16 protein-coding genes are annotated in these 15729 nt (G+C 73.1%); 9 read left to right on the top strand and 7 right to left on the bottom strand.

The window, feature by feature from the left end:
* Nucleotides 1-209 precede the first annotated feature (209 nt).
* The 3 genes from ACGFR7_RS21355 to ACGFR7_RS21365 all read left to right on the top strand — a co-directional run bounded on the left by ACGFR7_RS21355 (nt 210) and on the right by ACGFR7_RS21365 (nt 2742).
* Nucleotides 210-1703 (top strand): CoA transferase, encoded by a 1494-nt coding sequence (locus ACGFR7_RS21355; RefSeq protein ID WP_393321400.1) that lies wholly within the window; start codon nt 210-212, stop codon nt 1701-1703.
* Nucleotides 1704-1772: 69 nt separating this feature from the next.
* A complete protein-coding gene (locus ACGFR7_RS21360) occupies nt 1773-2339 on the top strand; it encodes a GNAT family N-acetyltransferase (RefSeq protein ID WP_393321403.1) in 567 nt (188 codons plus the stop codon).
* Nucleotides 2340-2352: 13 nt separating this feature from the next.
* Nucleotides 2353-2742, top strand: coding sequence for a glyoxalase superfamily protein (locus tag ACGFR7_RS21365; protein WP_393321405.1), 390 nt, complete (start codon nt 2353-2355; stop codon nt 2740-2742).
* Here ACGFR7_RS21365 and ACGFR7_RS21370 read toward each other — a convergent pair.
* Nucleotides 2739-3074, bottom strand: coding sequence for a DUF6204 family protein (locus ACGFR7_RS21370; RefSeq protein ID WP_393321408.1), 336 nt, complete (start codon nt 3072-3074; stop codon nt 2739-2741). The two genes, ACGFR7_RS21365 and ACGFR7_RS21370, sit on opposite strands and share 4 nt — an antisense overlap.
* A gap of 109 nt (nt 3075-3183) precedes the next feature.
* On the opposite strand from ACGFR7_RS21370, the gene ACGFR7_RS21375 reads away from it, so the two are divergent.
* Both ACGFR7_RS21375 and ACGFR7_RS21380 read left to right on the top strand, forming a co-directional pair.
* On the top strand, nt 3184-4089 hold the full coding sequence (locus ACGFR7_RS21375; protein ID WP_393321410.1) for an arginase family protein: 906 nt from the start codon (nt 3184-3186) through the stop codon (nt 4087-4089).
* Nucleotides 4090-4197: 108 nt separating this feature from the next.
* Nucleotides 4198-6222, top strand: coding sequence for a DUF5107 domain-containing protein (locus ACGFR7_RS21380; RefSeq protein ID WP_393321413.1), 2025 nt, complete (start codon nt 4198-4200; stop codon nt 6220-6222).
* 210 nt (nt 6223-6432) lie between these two features.
* Here ACGFR7_RS21380 and ACGFR7_RS21385 read toward each other — a convergent pair whose 3' ends face one another.
* On the bottom strand, nt 6433-7761 hold the full coding sequence (locus tag ACGFR7_RS21385) for an aldehyde dehydrogenase family protein (RefSeq protein WP_393321415.1): 1329 nt from the start codon (nt 7759-7761) through the stop codon (nt 6433-6435).
* A 62-nt stretch (nt 7762-7823) separates the two neighbouring features.
* Between ACGFR7_RS21385 and ACGFR7_RS21390 the strand changes: the two genes are divergently transcribed.
* Together ACGFR7_RS21390 and ACGFR7_RS21395 are read left to right on the top strand one after the other, a co-directional pair.
* Nucleotides 7824-8480, top strand: a complete 657-nt coding sequence (locus ACGFR7_RS21390; RefSeq protein ID WP_393321417.1) for a TetR/AcrR family transcriptional regulator — start codon at nt 7824-7826, stop codon at nt 8478-8480.
* 136 nt (nt 8481-8616) lie between these two features.
* Nucleotides 8617-9540 (top strand): NADP-dependent oxidoreductase, encoded by a 924-nt coding sequence (locus ACGFR7_RS21395; RefSeq protein WP_393321420.1) that lies wholly within the window; start codon nt 8617-8619, stop codon nt 9538-9540.
* Between the two features lie 169 nt (nt 9541-9709).
* Here ACGFR7_RS21395 and ACGFR7_RS21400 read toward each other — a convergent pair whose 3' ends face one another.
* Nucleotides 9710-10021, bottom strand: coding sequence for a hypothetical protein (locus tag ACGFR7_RS21400; RefSeq protein WP_393321423.1), 312 nt, complete (start codon nt 10019-10021; stop codon nt 9710-9712).
* A gap of 342 nt (nt 10022-10363) precedes the next feature.
* On the bottom strand, nt 10364-11164 hold the full coding sequence (locus tag ACGFR7_RS21405) for an alpha/beta fold hydrolase (protein WP_393321426.1): 801 nt from the start codon (nt 11162-11164) through the stop codon (nt 10364-10366).
* 116 nt (nt 11165-11280) lie between these two features.
* Between ACGFR7_RS21405 and ACGFR7_RS21410 the strand changes: the two genes are divergently transcribed.
* Nucleotides 11281-11811 (top strand): PadR family transcriptional regulator, encoded by a 531-nt coding sequence (locus tag ACGFR7_RS21410; RefSeq protein ID WP_393321429.1) that lies wholly within the window; start codon nt 11281-11283, stop codon nt 11809-11811.
* 154 nt (nt 11812-11965) lie between these two features.
* Nucleotides 11966-12628, top strand: a complete 663-nt coding sequence (locus ACGFR7_RS21415) for a LysE family translocator (RefSeq protein ID WP_393321432.1) — start codon at nt 11966-11968, stop codon at nt 12626-12628.
* A 52-nt stretch (nt 12629-12680) separates the two neighbouring features.
* Here ACGFR7_RS21415 and ACGFR7_RS21420 read toward each other — a convergent pair whose 3' ends face one another.
* From ACGFR7_RS21420 to ACGFR7_RS21430, 3 genes are all read right to left on the bottom strand, one after another.
* Nucleotides 12681-13040, bottom strand: a complete 360-nt coding sequence (locus tag ACGFR7_RS21420) for a VOC family protein (RefSeq protein WP_393321435.1) — start codon at nt 13038-13040, stop codon at nt 12681-12683.
* 203 nt (nt 13041-13243) lie between these two features.
* Nucleotides 13244-14059: a class I SAM-dependent methyltransferase gene (locus ACGFR7_RS21425; RefSeq protein ID WP_393321437.1), complete on the bottom strand. Its 816-nt coding sequence runs from the start codon at nt 14057-14059 to the stop codon at nt 13244-13246.
* Nucleotides 14060-14210: 151 nt separating this feature from the next.
* A complete protein-coding gene (locus ACGFR7_RS21430; RefSeq protein ID WP_393321440.1) occupies nt 14211-15692 on the bottom strand; it encodes a bifunctional phosphatase PAP2/diacylglycerol kinase family protein in 1482 nt (493 codons plus the stop codon).
* Nucleotides 15693-15729 lie beyond the last annotated feature (37 nt).

The raw sequence follows: 15729 nt of genomic DNA on the forward strand, positions 1-15729 counted from the left end.
TTCGTTCAGGTTCGCACATTTTCGGAAGCATCACCTCCGTTCAGGGGCCGGACGAGGGTTTCGATCACCGGGCGGGGACGAGCTGGGAAGGGCAGGTGTGGCGGGGCAGGGCCGGCGGGCTTCCCTCCTCGGGCGTACGGACCAAGGGTGCTGCGCCGTTTCCCCCGGCGCCCGACGGGCCTGCTTTGGGCTCGTGGCAGACTGCCGCCATGGGGCGAGGGCAAGCGGGTGCGCGGCACGGCGGAACGGATCTGGCCTGGGCGGCCCTGGGCGGCGACCCGGCCCTGACGGAACGGATCGCCTACGGCGGTCCCCCCGGTCTGCTGCCGGCCCGGCTGCCGGTCATGTCGCTGGCCCGGTCCACGGTCGCGGTCTGCGCGCTGGCCGCGGCCGAACTGGCAGCCCGGCGCAACGGGGGCCCGGTGCCCGCCGTACGGGTCGATGACGGCGCGGTGGCCACCGCCTTCCTCAGCGAACGCCACCTGCGGGTCGACGGCCGCGCCTGCTCGTCCTTCGCGCCGCTCTCCCGTTTCTGGCGCACCGCCGACGGCTGGGTACGCACCCACGCCAACTATGCGCACCACCGCGCCCGGTTGCTCCGCGCGCTGGACCTCCCCGAGACCGCCGGGGAAGCGGAGGCCGGGGCCGCGCTGTCCGGCCGCCGGGCCGAGGAGATCGAGGAGACGGTCTGTGCCGCGGGCGGACTGGCCGTCGCCGCCCGCACCCCCGAGGAGTGGCGCGCCCACCCGCAGGGCGCCGCCGTGGCCGCCCACCCGCTGCTGACCCTCGCCTCCCTCGGTGACGCCCCGGCTCGCCGGCTGCCGCCGCCGGCCGGCCCACCGGCGCTCCCGGCCGCCGGGCTGCGGGTGCTCGATCTGACCCGGGTGATCGCCGGGCCGGTGGCCACCCGCACGCTGGCCCTGCTCGGCGCGGAGGTCCTGCGGATCGACCCCCCGCAACTGCCGGAGAGCCAGGACGCCCACAGCGACACCGGCTTCGGCAAACGGTCCACCGCGCTCGACCTCCGTTCACCCGCCGGCCGCGCCTCCTTCGAGGAGCTGCTCTCCCGTGCGGATGTGGTGGTGACCGGCTACCGTCCGGGCGCACTCGACCGCTTCGGCCTCAGCCCCGAGGCGCTGGCCGCGCGCCGCCCGGGGCTGGTGGTGGCCCGGATCTCCGCCTGGGGCGACGACGGGCCGTGGGGCGGCCGGCGCGGCTTCGACAGTGTGGTGCAGGTGGCCACCGGGATCGCCGCCGTCGAAGCGGACGCGGGCTCCGTACCCGGGGATGCGGAAGAGAGCGGAGGCGGAGCGATGCGCAGTGGCACCCCCGGCGCACTCCCCGCCCAGGCACTCGACCACGGAACCGGCTATCTGCTGGCCGCGGCCGTGCTCCGCGCCCTCACCGAACAGTCCCGCACCGGCGGCTCGTACCTCGCCACCCTCGCCCTGGCCCGCACCGCGCGATGGCTGATGCACGACCTGGCGGACGACGGCGAGCCGCACCCCGGACCCGGGGCCCCCGGACCGCAACCGGAGGCGCCCGGTGCCGACAGCTACGACCCCGTGCACCACCTCCGCGAAACCGACAGCCCCCTCGGCCGGCTCCGCCACGCCCTCCCGCCCGTCTCCTTCGACGGCGCCCCGGCCACCTGGGCGACCCCGCCCGGCCGCTGCGGCACGGATGCGCCGTTGTGGCGGTAGGGGCGGGCCCCGCGGCGGCACCACCGCAAACCGCTGGTCCGCTGCCCTCCCCCTCCGTACGATCCTCCGGTGACGACCAACGACCGCTACCTCGCACACGGCCCGCGGGTGGGCATCCGGCACTTCACCGCCGCCGACCGGGACGAGTTCACCGCGCTGGCCCGGCAGAGCGCGGAGCAGCACCGCCCCTGGCTCTTCCCGCCGGCCGAGGACGCCGCCTACGCCGCCTATCTGCACCGGCTCCAGGACCCGCAGCGCGAGGGCTTCCTGGTCTGCGAGCTCGACGGCGGCCGGATCGCCGGCTACCTCACGATCAACAACATCGTGCACGGCGCGTTCCGCTGCGGCGCGATCGGCTACGGCGCCTTTGCGCACGCCGCCGGGCGGGGGCTGATGAGCGAGGGCCTGCGGCTCGTCCTGCACCATGCCTTCGGGGAGATGGGGCTGCACCGGCTGGAGGTCAATGTCCAGCCGGCCAACGAGCGGTCGATCGCCCTGGTCAAGCGGGCCGGATTCCGGCTGGAGGGGTTCTCCCCGGACTTCCTCTTCATCGACGGCGCCTGGCGTGACCACGAGCGCTGGGCGATCACTGCCGAGATGGTCGCCGCCGAGATGGCCGCCGGGGACACCATGTGATTCTCTGTCCGCCATGGACATCGTCTTCCACCGCAGCGTGCCGGTCTTCCGGATCTTCGACGTGGCCAAGGCCCATGAGTTCTACGTCGATTACCTCGGCTGCACGGTCGACTGGGAGCACCGCTTCGAGCCCGGTATGCCGCTCTACACCCAGGTCTCGCGCGGTGACCTGGTGCTGCATCTGTCGGAGCACCACGGGGATGCGACGCCCGGCTCCACGCTCTACACGGAGCTCAGCGGGGTGCGCGCGCTCCATGCCGAACTGGTCGGCAAGGACTATCCGTATCTGCGCCCCGGTCTGGAGCAGGACGAGACGGGGACCTCGCTCACCCTGACCGACCCCTTCGGGAACCGGCTGCGCTTCAACGAGCCGGGCGACGGGACTTCGCGGGACACGCCCTAGCGGGACTTGCGATTGATCTTCATGGTATCCATGTCGGTGGCCGTGGACCGCAGTTCGCGCCAGCCGAGGCCGGCGGCCTTCAGCGCACGCTCCGCCTTGTCCTCGGCGAGCGCGGCCGCCATCTCCTCGCCGTCCGCCGCGTCCGAGACGATGACGAAGCGGTAGCTGAAGGAGTGCAGCGCCCTGTCGTACACCAGGGAGCCGTCGGGCGTGAACCGGTGCTGTGCCAGGCCGTGGTCGTCCACCTCGGCGAGCAGCCCGGCCCGGGACCGCGGGGTGAGGCCGTCCCACTTGCCGCGGACGATGACTCGGTAGGTGTGCTGGGGCGCCATGGGGACCGTTGTCCGTTCTGCCGTTCGCCGGTGAGCCGAGGGGACAGACTATGCCGGAGGATCTTCCGATGCCTCCACATTTTCCGTACGCATATGTGACGATCCCCGTATGCGCCGGACCGTACTGATCGATGCCCCCTCCAACCTGGGCCTGCGGCCGCCCGCGCCCGGCACCGTCCCCGGCTGCTACAAGCTCGCGGGCGCACTGCGCGAACAGGGGCTGCTGCGGCGGCTTGGCGCGCTGGAGGGCGGTGTGGTGGTGCCGCCCCGCTACGACCTGGGGGAGTGGCGGGAGGGAGACGGAGACTTCAACGCCCCCGCCCTCGCCGCCTATACGGGCAAGCTCGCCACACGCGTCCAGGAGCACGTCGGCAGCGGTGACTTCCCGGTGGTGCTGGGCGGGGACTGCAGCATTCTGCTCGGGGTGGTGCTCGCGCTGCGGCGGCTGGGGCGGTACGGCGTGGTCTACCTCGACGGTCACGGCGACTTCCGGCACCCGGGCAATACGGCGGTCTCCGGACCGCTCGGTGCCGCGGCGGGGGAGAGCCTGGCGCAGATCACCGGGCGCGGGCAGGCGGATCTCACCGACATCGAGGGGCTGCGGCCGTACGTTCGCGATGAGGATCTGCGCGCGCTGGGTCTGCGCGACGCCGACGAGGACCAGGAGGAGCTGACCGCCGTCGGCATCGGCCACGCCCCGGTCGGCGAGATCCGCCGCCGCGGCCCGGAGGCGGTGGCCCGCGACGTTCTCACCCACTTCGCGCGCTCGCCCCTCGACGGCTTCTGGATCCATCTCGACGCGGGCGTCCTCGACCCGTCGGTCATGCCGGCCGTCGACAGCCCCGACCCGGGAGGCCTGCTCGCCTCCGAACTCCGCGCACTGCTGGACCCGTTGGCCGCCTCACCGCGTTGTGCCGGCATCAACGTCACCATCTACGACCCGGACCGCGACCCCGAAGGAACCGGTGCGGCGCTGCTCGCCGACCTCCTTGAGGACCTTTTTGCGCAACCCTGACCTCCCCCGGCCGCAAGAAGCCCTGTGCAGAGGGGCGGGCACGCGGTTCCATGGTCAACAGGAGGCCGCCGCAGCCGGGGTGGCCCGGTCCAGCATTGCGAGGCAGCCGTGGCCACGAGAGTGCGACGCACCACCCTGACCCTCCCCGCAGCCCCCCTCGGCCCCGACAACCCCCTCCCCGCGCTGCGCGGCGGACAGGACCCGCACCGCATCGAGACCCGGGATGCCGGCCTGCCCGCCGATATGGCACGGCAGATCGACGGTGCGCCACTGCGCTCGATCCTGCCGACACGGATGCGTGACGGCTACGGCCGCACCCGCCGTCCCACCGGCCTCGACGCGCTGGTCATCGAGAACGACCGGCTGCGCGCCACCGTCCTGCCCGGCCTCGGCGGCCGGGTGTACTCCCTGCACCACAAGCCCACCGGCCGTGAACTGCTGTACCGCAATCCGGTGTGGCAGCCCGCGGCCTTCGCCCTCAACGGCGCCTGGTTCTCCGGCGGCATCGAATGGAACATCGGGGCCACCGGCCACACCACCCTCTCCTGCGCCCCGCTGCACGCCGCGCGTGTCCCGGCCCCGGACGGCGGGGAGATGCTGCGGCTGTGGGAGTGGGAACGGCTGCGCGACCTGCCCTTCCAGGTGGACTTGTGGCTGCCCGACGGCTCCGACTTCCTCCACGTGGGCGTCCGGATCCGTAACCCGCACCACCACACGGTCCCCGTCTACTGGTGGTCCAACATCGCCGTTCCCGAAGGCGAGCGCACCCGTGTCCTGGCCCCCGCCGACGAAGCCTGGCACTTCGGCTACGAACGGTGCCTGCGCCGCGTTCCGGTCCCCGGCTTCGACGGCATCGACCGGACGTACCCGCTGCGCAGCGAGTTCCCCGCCGACTACTTCTACGAGGTGCCCGACGGCGCCCGCCGCTGGATCACCTCCCTCGACGCCGACGGCCGCGGCCTGGTGCAGACCTCCACCGACACCCTGCGCGGCCGCAAGCTCTTCCTGTGGGGCGCCGGCCGGGCCGGGCGGCGCTGGCAGCAGTGGCTCACCGAGCCGGGCACCGGCGGCTACGCCGAGATCCAGGCAGGTCTGGCCCGTACGCAACTGGAGCAGGTACCGCTCGACGCGGGTGGGGAGTTCGCCTGGCTGGAGGCCTACGGGCCGTTGGGCGCCGACGCCGCGACCGTGCACGGCGCGGACTGGGACGCGGCCCGCCACGAGGTCGCGGACCGGCTGGAAGCCGCCCTGCCGCGCGCGGACGTCGATGCCGCGTACGCCGCCTGGCTGCCGTACGCCGACCAGGAACCGAAGGAGTCGCTGGCGACCGGCTCCGGCTGGGGTGCACTGGAGGCCGCCCGCGCGGGCCTGGACCTGCCGGGTACGCCCTTCGACGCGGCCACGCTGGGCGCGGAGCAGGAGCCCTGGCTGACGCTGCTCAGAACCGGGGATCTGCCGGCTGCCCGCCCTGTACCCGGACCGGCACTGGTCGGGCCGGCCTGGCGCGAGCTGCTGGAGTCCGCCCCCTCGGGCGCGGCCACCGACTATCACCTGGGGCTCGCCCAGTGGCATGCCGGTGACCGCGCCCAGGCCGTCCGCAGCTGGGAGCGTGCGCTCGGGCACGGCGCCGGCGCTCTGGCGCTGTACTGCCTGGCCGTGGCCGAAGCGGAGGCGGGCGAGACCGGGCGCGCCGCCGACCGCTCTCTGCAGGCCTGCGACGAAGCGGCGCGGGCGGCAGCGGAGCCGGGGCCGGCCGCGCGGGACTGGCGGCCGGTGCTCTTGGCGCTCGTCCGGGAGGCGGTGCCCGTGCTGCTCGCGGCCGGCCGCATTGACGAGGCGGCGCGGCTGCTGGCGGACCTGCCGCAACCCGCTCCGGCCGACGGCCGCTTCCGGTTGCTGACCGCACAGGTGCTGCTCGCCCAGGGGCAGCCGGCCGCGGCCCGGGAGATCTTCGACGCCGGCTTCGAGATCGCCGCGCTGCGGGAGGGCGAGGAGGCGCCGGCCGACACCTGGTACGCCATCGCCGAGCGGCTGGTCGCGGGCGGCGGTCCGGTCACCGAACAGGTCCGCGCCGAGGCCCGTTCCCGGCATCCGCTCCCGGAGCGGTACGAATACCGGATGCGGCCGGTGTAGGCCGTGCAGCCGCCGTAGCCCCTCCAGCCGGTCCGGCCGGCTCCGGCGTCCGCCCGGTCCAGCGGGCTCCGGTGGGCCACCCGGCCCGGAAGGCTCCGCCCGGTCCGCCCGGTCCGCCCGGTCCGCCCGGTCCGCCCGGTCCGCCCGGCCCGCCCGGCCCGCCCGGCCCGGCCGTTGCGCCCGGCGGGTGGCACCGCCGCGTGCCCGCCGTCACCCCAGCGGCTTGTCGAGCACCGCCTTGCTGTGGCTGAAGGTGTCGAGGGAGTACTCGCCGTGGTAGCGCCCCATCCCGCTCTCGCCCACCCCGCCGAACGGCAGGTCGGGCGCGGTGAGATGGGCGACCGGCAGCCCGAAGGAGAGCGCGCCCGAGGAGGTCTCGGTCAGCAGCCGCTGCTTGGTGGCGTCGGACGCGGTGAACGCATAGAGCGCCAGTGGCTTGTCGCGCCCGTTGATGAAGGCGATCGCCGCGTCGAGGTCGGACACCGGCACGATCGGCAGGACCGGGCCGAAGATCTCCTCCCGCATCACCGGTGCGTCGGGGGCGACATCGGCGAGGACGGTGGGTGCGAGGTACCGCGTGGCGCGGTCGTGCGTGCCGCCGAGGACCGTGCGGCCGCTGTCGAGAAGAGCGGTCAGCCGGTCGAAGTGCCGCTCGTTGACGATCCGTCCGTACTCGTCGGCGCCGGCCGGATCGGCGCCGTAGACCTCGTGCACCGCCTCGGCGAGGTGCGGCTCGATGGCGCGGGCGGTGTCACCGATCGCCAGGACGTAGTCGGGCGCCACACAGGTCTGGCCGGCGTTGAGGAACTTGCCGGTCACGATCCGCCGGGCCGCGGCGGCCAGATCCGTACCCGGGTCGAGTACGACCGGGCTCTTGCCGCCCAGCTCCAGGGTGACCGGCGTCAGATGCCGCGCCGCGGCCGTCATCACGATCCGGCCGACGGTGCCGTTGCCGGTGTAGAAGATGTGGTCGAAGCGCTCGGCCAGCAGGGCGGTGGTCTCCGGTACCGCGCCCTCGACGACGGTCACCGCCTCGGGGTCCAGGTGGCGCGGCAGCAGCCGGGCAAGGGCGGCCGAGGTCGCGGGGGCGAGTTCGCTCGGCTTGACGACGGCGCAGTTGCCCGCGGCCAGCGCGCCGACGAGCGGGGCGAGTGCCAGTTGCAGCGGATAGTTCCAGGGCGCGATCACCAGGACGACGCCGAGCGGTTCGCGGACGACATGGGCGGTCGCCGGGAGCAGCCGGTCGGGCAGCTCGGCGGGCCGGGGCGCCAGCCATGCGTCGAGGTGGGCCAGGGTGTGGTCGATCTCGTGGAGGGTGAAGCCGATCTCGGTGCGGTAGGCCTCCTCGGGGCCCTTGCCGAGGTCGGTGGCGAGCGCGGCGAGCAGTTCGTCGCTGTGGTCGGTGAGCAGGGTGCGCAGGGCGGCGAGCTGGCCGCGCCGCCAGTCCGTGGCGGCGGTACGGCGGGTGGCGAAGGTGCGGCGGAGCCGGCTGACGGCAGCGGCGGCGTCCAGTTCGGGGGAGGGGGTCTGTGAGGCCATGGCCGCGAGGCTACAGGAAACGAAAACATTTCGTTTCGTAATGCTGCCGGTAGACTCCCGGTGTGACCGAACGCACCGAGAGCAGCCGGCCCGCATCCACAGCGCGGCAGCCGTCCCGCGGCAGGCCGCGGGACGCCGGACGCGACCGGGCGTTGCTGGAGGCCACCGTCGCGGTCCTCCAGGAAAGCGGCTACGGCGGCCTCACCACCGCTGCGGTTGCCAAACGGGCCGGGGTCTCCACCGCGACCCTCTACCGCCGCTGGCGCTCCAAGGAGGATCTGGTCGTGGGCACCGCCGTCCGCTGGGCGAGCGACCTCGGCCCCCAGCCGGACACCGGAAGCCTCGACGGCGACCTCACCGCCCTGCTCAAGGACAAGGCCGAAACCCTGGAGGGCCCCGGCGGCCGGCTGCTGCACGTCCTGATCGGCGAGGCCGCGCACAACGAGGCGCTGGCCCGCGTCCTGGACACCGCGATCATCCAGCCGGTCCGCGACCGGGCCGCCGACGTGGTGTGCCGTGCGGTCGCCCGCGGCGACATCCCACCGCTCCAGGACGCGCATGTGCTGGCCGACCTGGTCGTCGGCTCGATGGTCAGCCGCCTCTTCCTGACCCCTGACGCGGCCCACTCCGGCACGACGGACGGCCCTTCGTCCGGCGAGGCGGCGACCCGGGAACTCCTCCCGTTCCTGCTGCGCGCCGTGGGAGCGCCGTCCGGCTGAGCCAGACCCCGGGCCGGGGCTTCGGGCTGAGGGCCGTCACCGCCGCCGCCCCCCGCTCGTCGCACGTCGCGTACGCCGATTCGGTGACCTTCCGCGACCCTGGAATGATCCCCGGCCGTCACGCGTTGTGACGGCCATGAAGGCAATCATCGCAAAGAGCTACGGCGGCCCCGAGGTCCTTGAATACACCGACCGTCCCGATCCGAAGGTGGGCCCGGACTCCTTCCTGATCCGGGTCAAGGCGGCCGGGGTCAACCCGGTGGACTGGAAGATCGTCGCCGGCTATCTGGACCCGATGATGGACGGGCACTTCCCGCTCACTCCCGGGTGGGACGTGGCGGGCGTGGTCGAGGCGGTGGGCGCCGACGCCACGGAGTACGCGGTCGGCGACGAGGTCATCGGCTATGTGCGCAGGGACGAGGTGCAGCACGGCACCTACGCCGAGTTGGTCGCCGCGCCGGTCAGGACGCTGGCGCGCAAGCCCGCTTCGCTCAGCTGGCAGCAGGCCGCCGGGCTGCCGCTCGCCGGGCTGACGGCTTATCAGTCGCTCAAGCGGGTCGGCACGCAGGCGGGCGAGACGGTCCTCGTGCATGCCGCCGCGGGGGGTGTCGGCTCCCTCGCCGTCCAGATCGCGGTGGCACAGGGCGCCCGCGTCATCGGCACGGCGAGCGAGCGCAACCACGACTTCCTGCGCTCCCTGGGCGTCGAGCCGGTCACCTATGGTGACGGCCTCGCCGACCGGGTGCGGGCCCTGGCGCCCGAAGGAGTCGACGCGGCCGTGGACTTCGTCGGCGGTGGTGTCGTGGAGGTCTCGCAGGAACTCCTCAAGGACCGCAGCCGGGTGGCGTCGATCGCCGACGGCGAGGTCAAGAACAAGGGCGGCCACATGGTGTGGGTGCGCCCGGACACCGCCGATCTGACCGCGCTCGGGGCACTCGCGGACGCCGGGAAGCTGGCCGTGCCGATCGAGGCGATCCTCCCGCTGCCCGAGGCCGCCGAGGCGTTCCGGCGGAGCATGGCCGGGCGGGCGCGCGGCAAGATCGTCCTTGAGGTGTCCTGACCACGTCCGGTGCGCAACCGCCGACCGGCGCAGCGGGCGTGGGGCGCCGTGGGAGCGGGGCGCAATGGCATCGGGGCCGCCGCCCCCTGGCGGAGGCGGCGGCCCGCACCACCGTGATGACGGCACAGGGCCGTGACCGAGGAGGGGTCAGTCGCTGACCTCTGACCGGTCAGTCGCTGACCTCGCCGACGACAAAACGGCGGGCCTCGCGCCGACCCGCGTAGCGCTCCTTGCGGTTGCTCTGCCTGGCCATCTGCTGGCGCTCCCTGACGCAGCCGCGCACACTGCACCCCGAACAGCAGGTGCGACCGAACAGCAGCGTGCCGGGGTGTTCCCACCGGCAGCGGGTGTCCGGGGCCTCTGCCGTTTGCGCCGGGTCCGGCGGCAGATCACAGGCACCGTAGCGGTGATCGTGGACCGGCCGGGGGTCGTGCTCCGCGTAGCGCACCCACAACGGCTTCGTCCTGTCCGTACGGGACATCTCGTTCCTTCCGGAACCGCCGCCCGGGCTCCGGACCTTCCGGGCGGGCGGCTGGGTTCGCCACTTCACGGCGACACGCTCCTTCCTTCGTCTGCGGCACCGGCCAGTGGTTTTCTGCGCTCCGGCCGGACGGAATCAGCCCCTTGTGCGGGTCCTGGTGAACCCACCAGGACCCGCCACGGCAACCACGCGTCCACGGCAATGGGCCGCCCCCCAGTCCCTCTCCGGTCCGGCGGGCCGGCAGTGCAGGGGCGCCATCCACAGGAGTGGAAAGCCTTCCAGGCTATCGGCAAACCGGTTCGCGTGCGCAGAGTTTGCCGTTCCGGTCGTCGCGAGGAGGCGTTACGCCGCCGAGGGGGCCGTGCGGTCGAGGAATTCCCTTACCGTCACGCCCAGTTCCGCCTGGTGTGTGAGGTAGAAGTCGTGGTGCCCGTCGATCGTCACGACTTCAGTGCCGGGCCGGCGACGCACCATCTCCTCGGCGTGCCGGCGCGGCACGACCGCACTGCGTTCGCCCCGTACGACCATCAGCGGCTGCTGGGCGGCGGTGAAGTCGTCCCACCAGTCGCCCCGGACGGCGACCTTGGCGGCATACAGTTCCTCCGCCCGCCACAGGAACCGCCAGCCCTCCGGATCCTCCACCGCGCTCTCGGTGAAGTGCCGGGGCTCGTCCACGAACGCGAGTGCGTCCAGCATCGCCCGCATGCTCGGGAAGTGCGTCGGCAGTGCGAGCAGTTGATCGTCGCCGAGTGGTGCCCGGTACTCCGCCGGAAAGTCCACCACGACCACGGCCGAGACCAATTCCGGTCGTCTCGCGGCCAGTTGGTATGCGGTGATGCCGCCGAGTGAGTGTCCGACGATCGCCACGGGGCCGAGTCCCAGGTGTTCGACGAGGGCCGCCGCGTCGCCGATATAGGCCTCCCGCCCGTGGTCGTCGGGGTGGTCGGAGAGGCCGTGGCCGCGCTGGTCGAGCGCGATGAGCCGGTATCCGGGGCCGAGGTGGTCGGCGAGCCCGAGCAGGGAGCGGCCGCGTCCATAGGCGCCGTGCAGTGCGAGGACGGGGCGGCCGGCGCCACCGAGGTCGAGGTAGGCGAGCCGTATGCCGTCCGGGGTGCGGAAGTACTGCGTGGTTGCCGTCGTCATGTCTTTGACTCTAACAGAGGTACCTCTATTAGAGGCATCTCTAGTAGAGGTATAGGCTCCGGCGCGGCTACTCTGGACAGCCACGACGACCGCGAAGTACGCACCTCGGAGGCCCGGTGCTCACCCTCTGCATCCTCGGATTCCTCGACGAGGAACCCCTGCACGCCTACGACTTGCGCGCCCGCATCTCCGGCCTCAGTGGCCATGTGCGCCCCGTGAGCGACGGCGCTCTCTACCCCGCCATCAAGCGACTGGAGGCCGCCGGGCACCTCACCCGCCACACCGAACCCGGCGAACGTGCCACGCCCCGCCAGGTCCTCACCCTCACCGCATCCGGACGGGCCGAATTCCTGCGCCGGCTACGCGAGCCCGCCGACCTCGAAATCACCGACCGCAACTCCTTCTTCATCCTGCTCGCCTTCCTCGGCCGGCTGCCCGACCCGGCCGACCAGGCCCGCGTACTACGCCGCCGCCTCGCTTTCATGGACGAGCCCGGCAGCTACTTCTACGAGGACGGCCGCCCGCTGCGCGCCGGCGATATGACCGACCGCTTCCGGCGCGGCATGCTCCAACTCGCCCACGCCACCAGCAAGGCCGACCGCGCCTGGCTGGAGCGCACCGTCGGAGAACTGACAGGCGACATCTAAGGGCTGCCCGGCCTTCTCGGGCTCCCTCGGGCCCTGCCGGATGGTCAGGGCCGGAAGAGCAGAGCAGGAAGAGCAGAGCCGGAGGGGTAGAGCCGAAGGGCAGGGGTGCCGGATAGGGTCGTCCGGCCGGATCCTCGTACGACAGGAGGTCGCCGTGACGGCTGCGGTAGTGGGCTTTGCGCTGTTCGCCCTGGTGATGACGATGACTCCCGGCCCGGACACCTTGCTGGTGCTGCGCAACTGCGTGCGGGGCGGACGGCGTACGGGGGCGGCCACGGCCGCCGGCGCCGCGCTCGGCTCGCTCGCCTGGGCGGTCGCCGCGGCGGTCGGGCTCGCGGCGGCACTGCAGCGGTGGGATGCGGCGTTCACCGTCGTACGGCTGGCCGGCGCGGCCTATCTGGCAGTGCTGGGCGCGCAGGCGCTGTGGGCCCACCGGCGGTCGGGCGCGGTCGCCGAGTCCGCGGACGTGCCCTCGGCGGCGGCGACACCGGACCGCTCCGCCGCATACCTGGGGCCGGTACGGGCTTTCCGGCAGGGGCTGTTGAGCTGTCTGCTCAACCCCAAGGTCGGCATCTTCTTCGTGGCCGTGGTGCCGCAGTTCCTGCCCGACGGGCACTCGGTCCTGGGGGCGACGCTGTTCCTGGGCGCGATCGATGCCGTCATCGCGGCGGGCTGGCTGCTGCTGGTCGTCGTCTGCGCCGGCCGACTCCTGGAGCGGCTGCGGCGACCCCGCGTGCACCGCAACCTGGAGCGCGCGACGGGCGGGGTGCTCGTCGCGCTCGGGGTGGGGACGGCCGCAGAGGCGGTCGCGGGGTAGAGGGGGCGGGGCCTGCGCCTTTCCTGCACGCCCCTACGCACCCCCACGCACCCTAGGCATCCGCCTCCTGCTTCCGGTCGACGTACTCGAAGATCGAGCCGTCCGGGTGGCGGGCGACCAGATTGCGGCCGATGGGTGTCGGCAGCGGACCGGCGACGATGTCCGCGCCGACGGCCCTCAGGTCGGCCACCGCATCGTCCACATCCTTGACGGCGAGGGTCGCTGTGATCTTCCGCAGCACCGACAACTCCGCTTCGGGACCGCTCATCAGGAAGAAGCACCCGACGGCCGCGACCGCCACTCCGCCACGCTGGAAGCGGACCGCTTCGGCGCCGGTCAGCCGTTCGTAGACGCCGACCGCCGCATCGAGATCGCCGACGCACACCCGCAATGAGGTCCCCAGAATGTCCATACGGGCAACCCTAGTTGGATGGCCGGCGGGTACGCGATCACTTGGTCATCATCGACCGCTCTCCGTCGGGTCTTGTGACAAGGAGGTGCCCCGGACGACGGAGCCTGACCCCCGCCCCCCGGCCCTCCGGACCCCGGCCACCAGTGGCAGGCCCCGCGGATCTGCCACCCCGGTGGCCCCGGTGGCCCCGGTGGTCCCGGTCGTCAGACGCGGCACAGGATCTCGCCGTGCAGGATGCCGAACCAGCCGTCCTCCTCGGCGCCCCAGGCCCGCCAGGCCTGGGCGACCCGGTCCAGCTGTTCCGTTGTGGCGTGCCCGCCGTCCACCGCGATCCGTGCGTAGGAGGAGCTGACCGTACGCTCCGCCCACAGCTCGCTCCACCAGGAGCGCTCCTGAGGAGTGTGGTAGCACCAGGTGTCGGTGGTGACGGTGACCGCGTCCGGGGCGAAACCGGCCTGCCGCGCCCAGGCGTGCAGCCGGCGCCCGGCGTCCGGTTCGCCTCCATTGGCGCGGGCCACCCGCAGATACAGCTGCTGCCATTCGGCCATCCCGTCGACCTCCGGGTACCAGGTCATGGCCGAGTAGTCCGAATCCCGGACGGCGACGATCCCGCCGGGCTTGGTGACCCGGCGCATCTCGCGCAGCGCCTGGACGGGGTCGCCGACGTGCTGCAGCACTTGATGTGCGTGCACCACGCAGAAGGTGTCATCGGGGTAGTCCAGTGCGTGGACATCGCCGACCGCGAAGCGGACGTTCGTCAGGCCCCGGTCGGCGGCCGTGGCGCGTGCCTGCCGCAGGACGTCCGGTGCGTGCTCCAGGCCGGTGACCTGCCCGTCCGGCACCAGGGCCGCCAGGTCGGCGGTGATGGTGCCGGGGCCGCAGCCGACGTCCAGGATCTGCATGTGCGGCCGCAGCGAGTCCCGGAGGTATCCGGCCGAATTGTCGACGGTGCGCCAGGTGTGGGAGCGCAGTACGGACTCGTGGTGGCCGTGGGTGTAGACAGCGGATTCCTGCGGCATAACCGGCTCCTTCGCATGCGGGGAGCGGTGGACGGGGTGCACACGGCATCCCGTCCACCGCCCGGGCGGCCGCACGTACCCCGCGCGGCCGCTCTGCGGTGTGGTGATCACACCGTACGCCGCAATCTCGCATCATGAGAGTGGGGTCTCATTATTCGGGCAGCAGTCGATAGACGGTCAGCGCCTCGTTCTGCTTGTCCAGGGTCAACTCGGCCGGAGCGGGGGCTACTTCACCGTCGAAGGCCAGCGTCGTGCCCTCCGGGAGCCCGCTGATCCGCAGTCGGGACAAACGCGCCTCACCGAGCACCGGAGAGCTGCGCGGGGTGCCCAGCAGGGCCGCGGCGAGCAGCCGGGTGCGGGCCAGCCGGCCACCGTGCACCACCCGCACATCGAGCACCCCGTCCGCCAGGTCGTGCCGGCGCACCGGAGCGAACCCCAGCCCCCGGTACTGAGAGTTGCCGGCGAACAGCAGCCACACGGCCCGCCGCTCGCCATTGATCGTGAGGGTCAGCGGCTCGGCGGTGCGCAGCACCTCCCACGCCGCGAGCACCCCCGCGGGCCAGGCGCCGATCTTCCCGGCCCACCGCTCCCGGATCCGCACCAGCTCCGGATACGCGCCGATCGAGAAGGTGTTGAGGAAGTGCCGTGCCTCCGGATGCGGCCGGGCCCGGAAGCGCGCCACGTCCACCGCGACGGCCTCACCGGTCTCCACGGCGCGTGCCGCCGCCGCATAGGTTTCGATCCCGAGGTCGTACGCGAAGTGGTTCAGGGTGCCGCCGGGCAGCACCGCGAGCGGCAGCCCGTGCCGGAGCGCGACCTCCGCCGCGGCATTGACGGTGCCGTCCCCGCCGAGCACTCCCAGCGCACCGCCCAGTGCCTTGGCCCGCTCCGCGGCATCTTCCAGGGCCTTGTCCAGCGGCTCCCCGTCCGGCCCGCTGCACACCGTCACCTCGGCCTGCGGCAGCACCCCGTGCACCTCCTCGGCGCGGTCCGGTCCGGGGCCCGTGCGCTGCCCCGAGCCCTGGTTCGCCACCACGACCAGACCCCGGCCGCCCGGCAGCGCGGGCGCCTCGGCGCGGGGTCTGGCCGGCGGCGCCAGCTGGGCGCGGGTCGGCGCGAAACCCCGGACCGCAAACGCCGCACCGGCCCCCAGCGCGGCACCCGCCAGCACATCACCCGGATAGTGCACGCCCGTATAGACGCGGGAGAACGCAACGGAGGCGGCGACCGGCGCCAGCGCCAGGCCCCACCACTTGTTCTCGAAGGCCACACCGGTCGCGAAGGCCACCGCCGAGGCCGCGTGCCCGGACGGGAACGAGGAGGTGAAGGGCTGACGGTGGAGCTGCCGTATGACCGGCACCGCGTCCAGCAGCGGTCGCTGGCGCTGCACCGAGCGCTTGCCGAGGGTGTTCACCGTCGCCGACGCCACGGCCAGCGATGCCACCCCGCGCAGCGCGGCCCGGCGCATCGGCCGGCCGCCCAGTGCCGCCGCGCCTGCCGCGATGCCGAACCACAGCAGCCCGTGGTTGGCGCTGCGGGTCAGCCGGGGCAGGACCCGCTGCGCGCCCGGCCATTCGCGGGAGGCGATGAGGTGGAAGGTCCGCCGGTCGATTTGGGGAAGTAGCGATCGCATGCGCCCTCTTGTACCCCAGACTCGGCGCACCAGGCAG

The organism is Streptomyces sp. NPDC048516 (assembly GCF_043199875.1).
Taxonomy (GTDB): domain Bacteria; phylum Actinomycetota; class Actinomycetes; order Streptomycetales; family Streptomycetaceae; genus Streptomyces.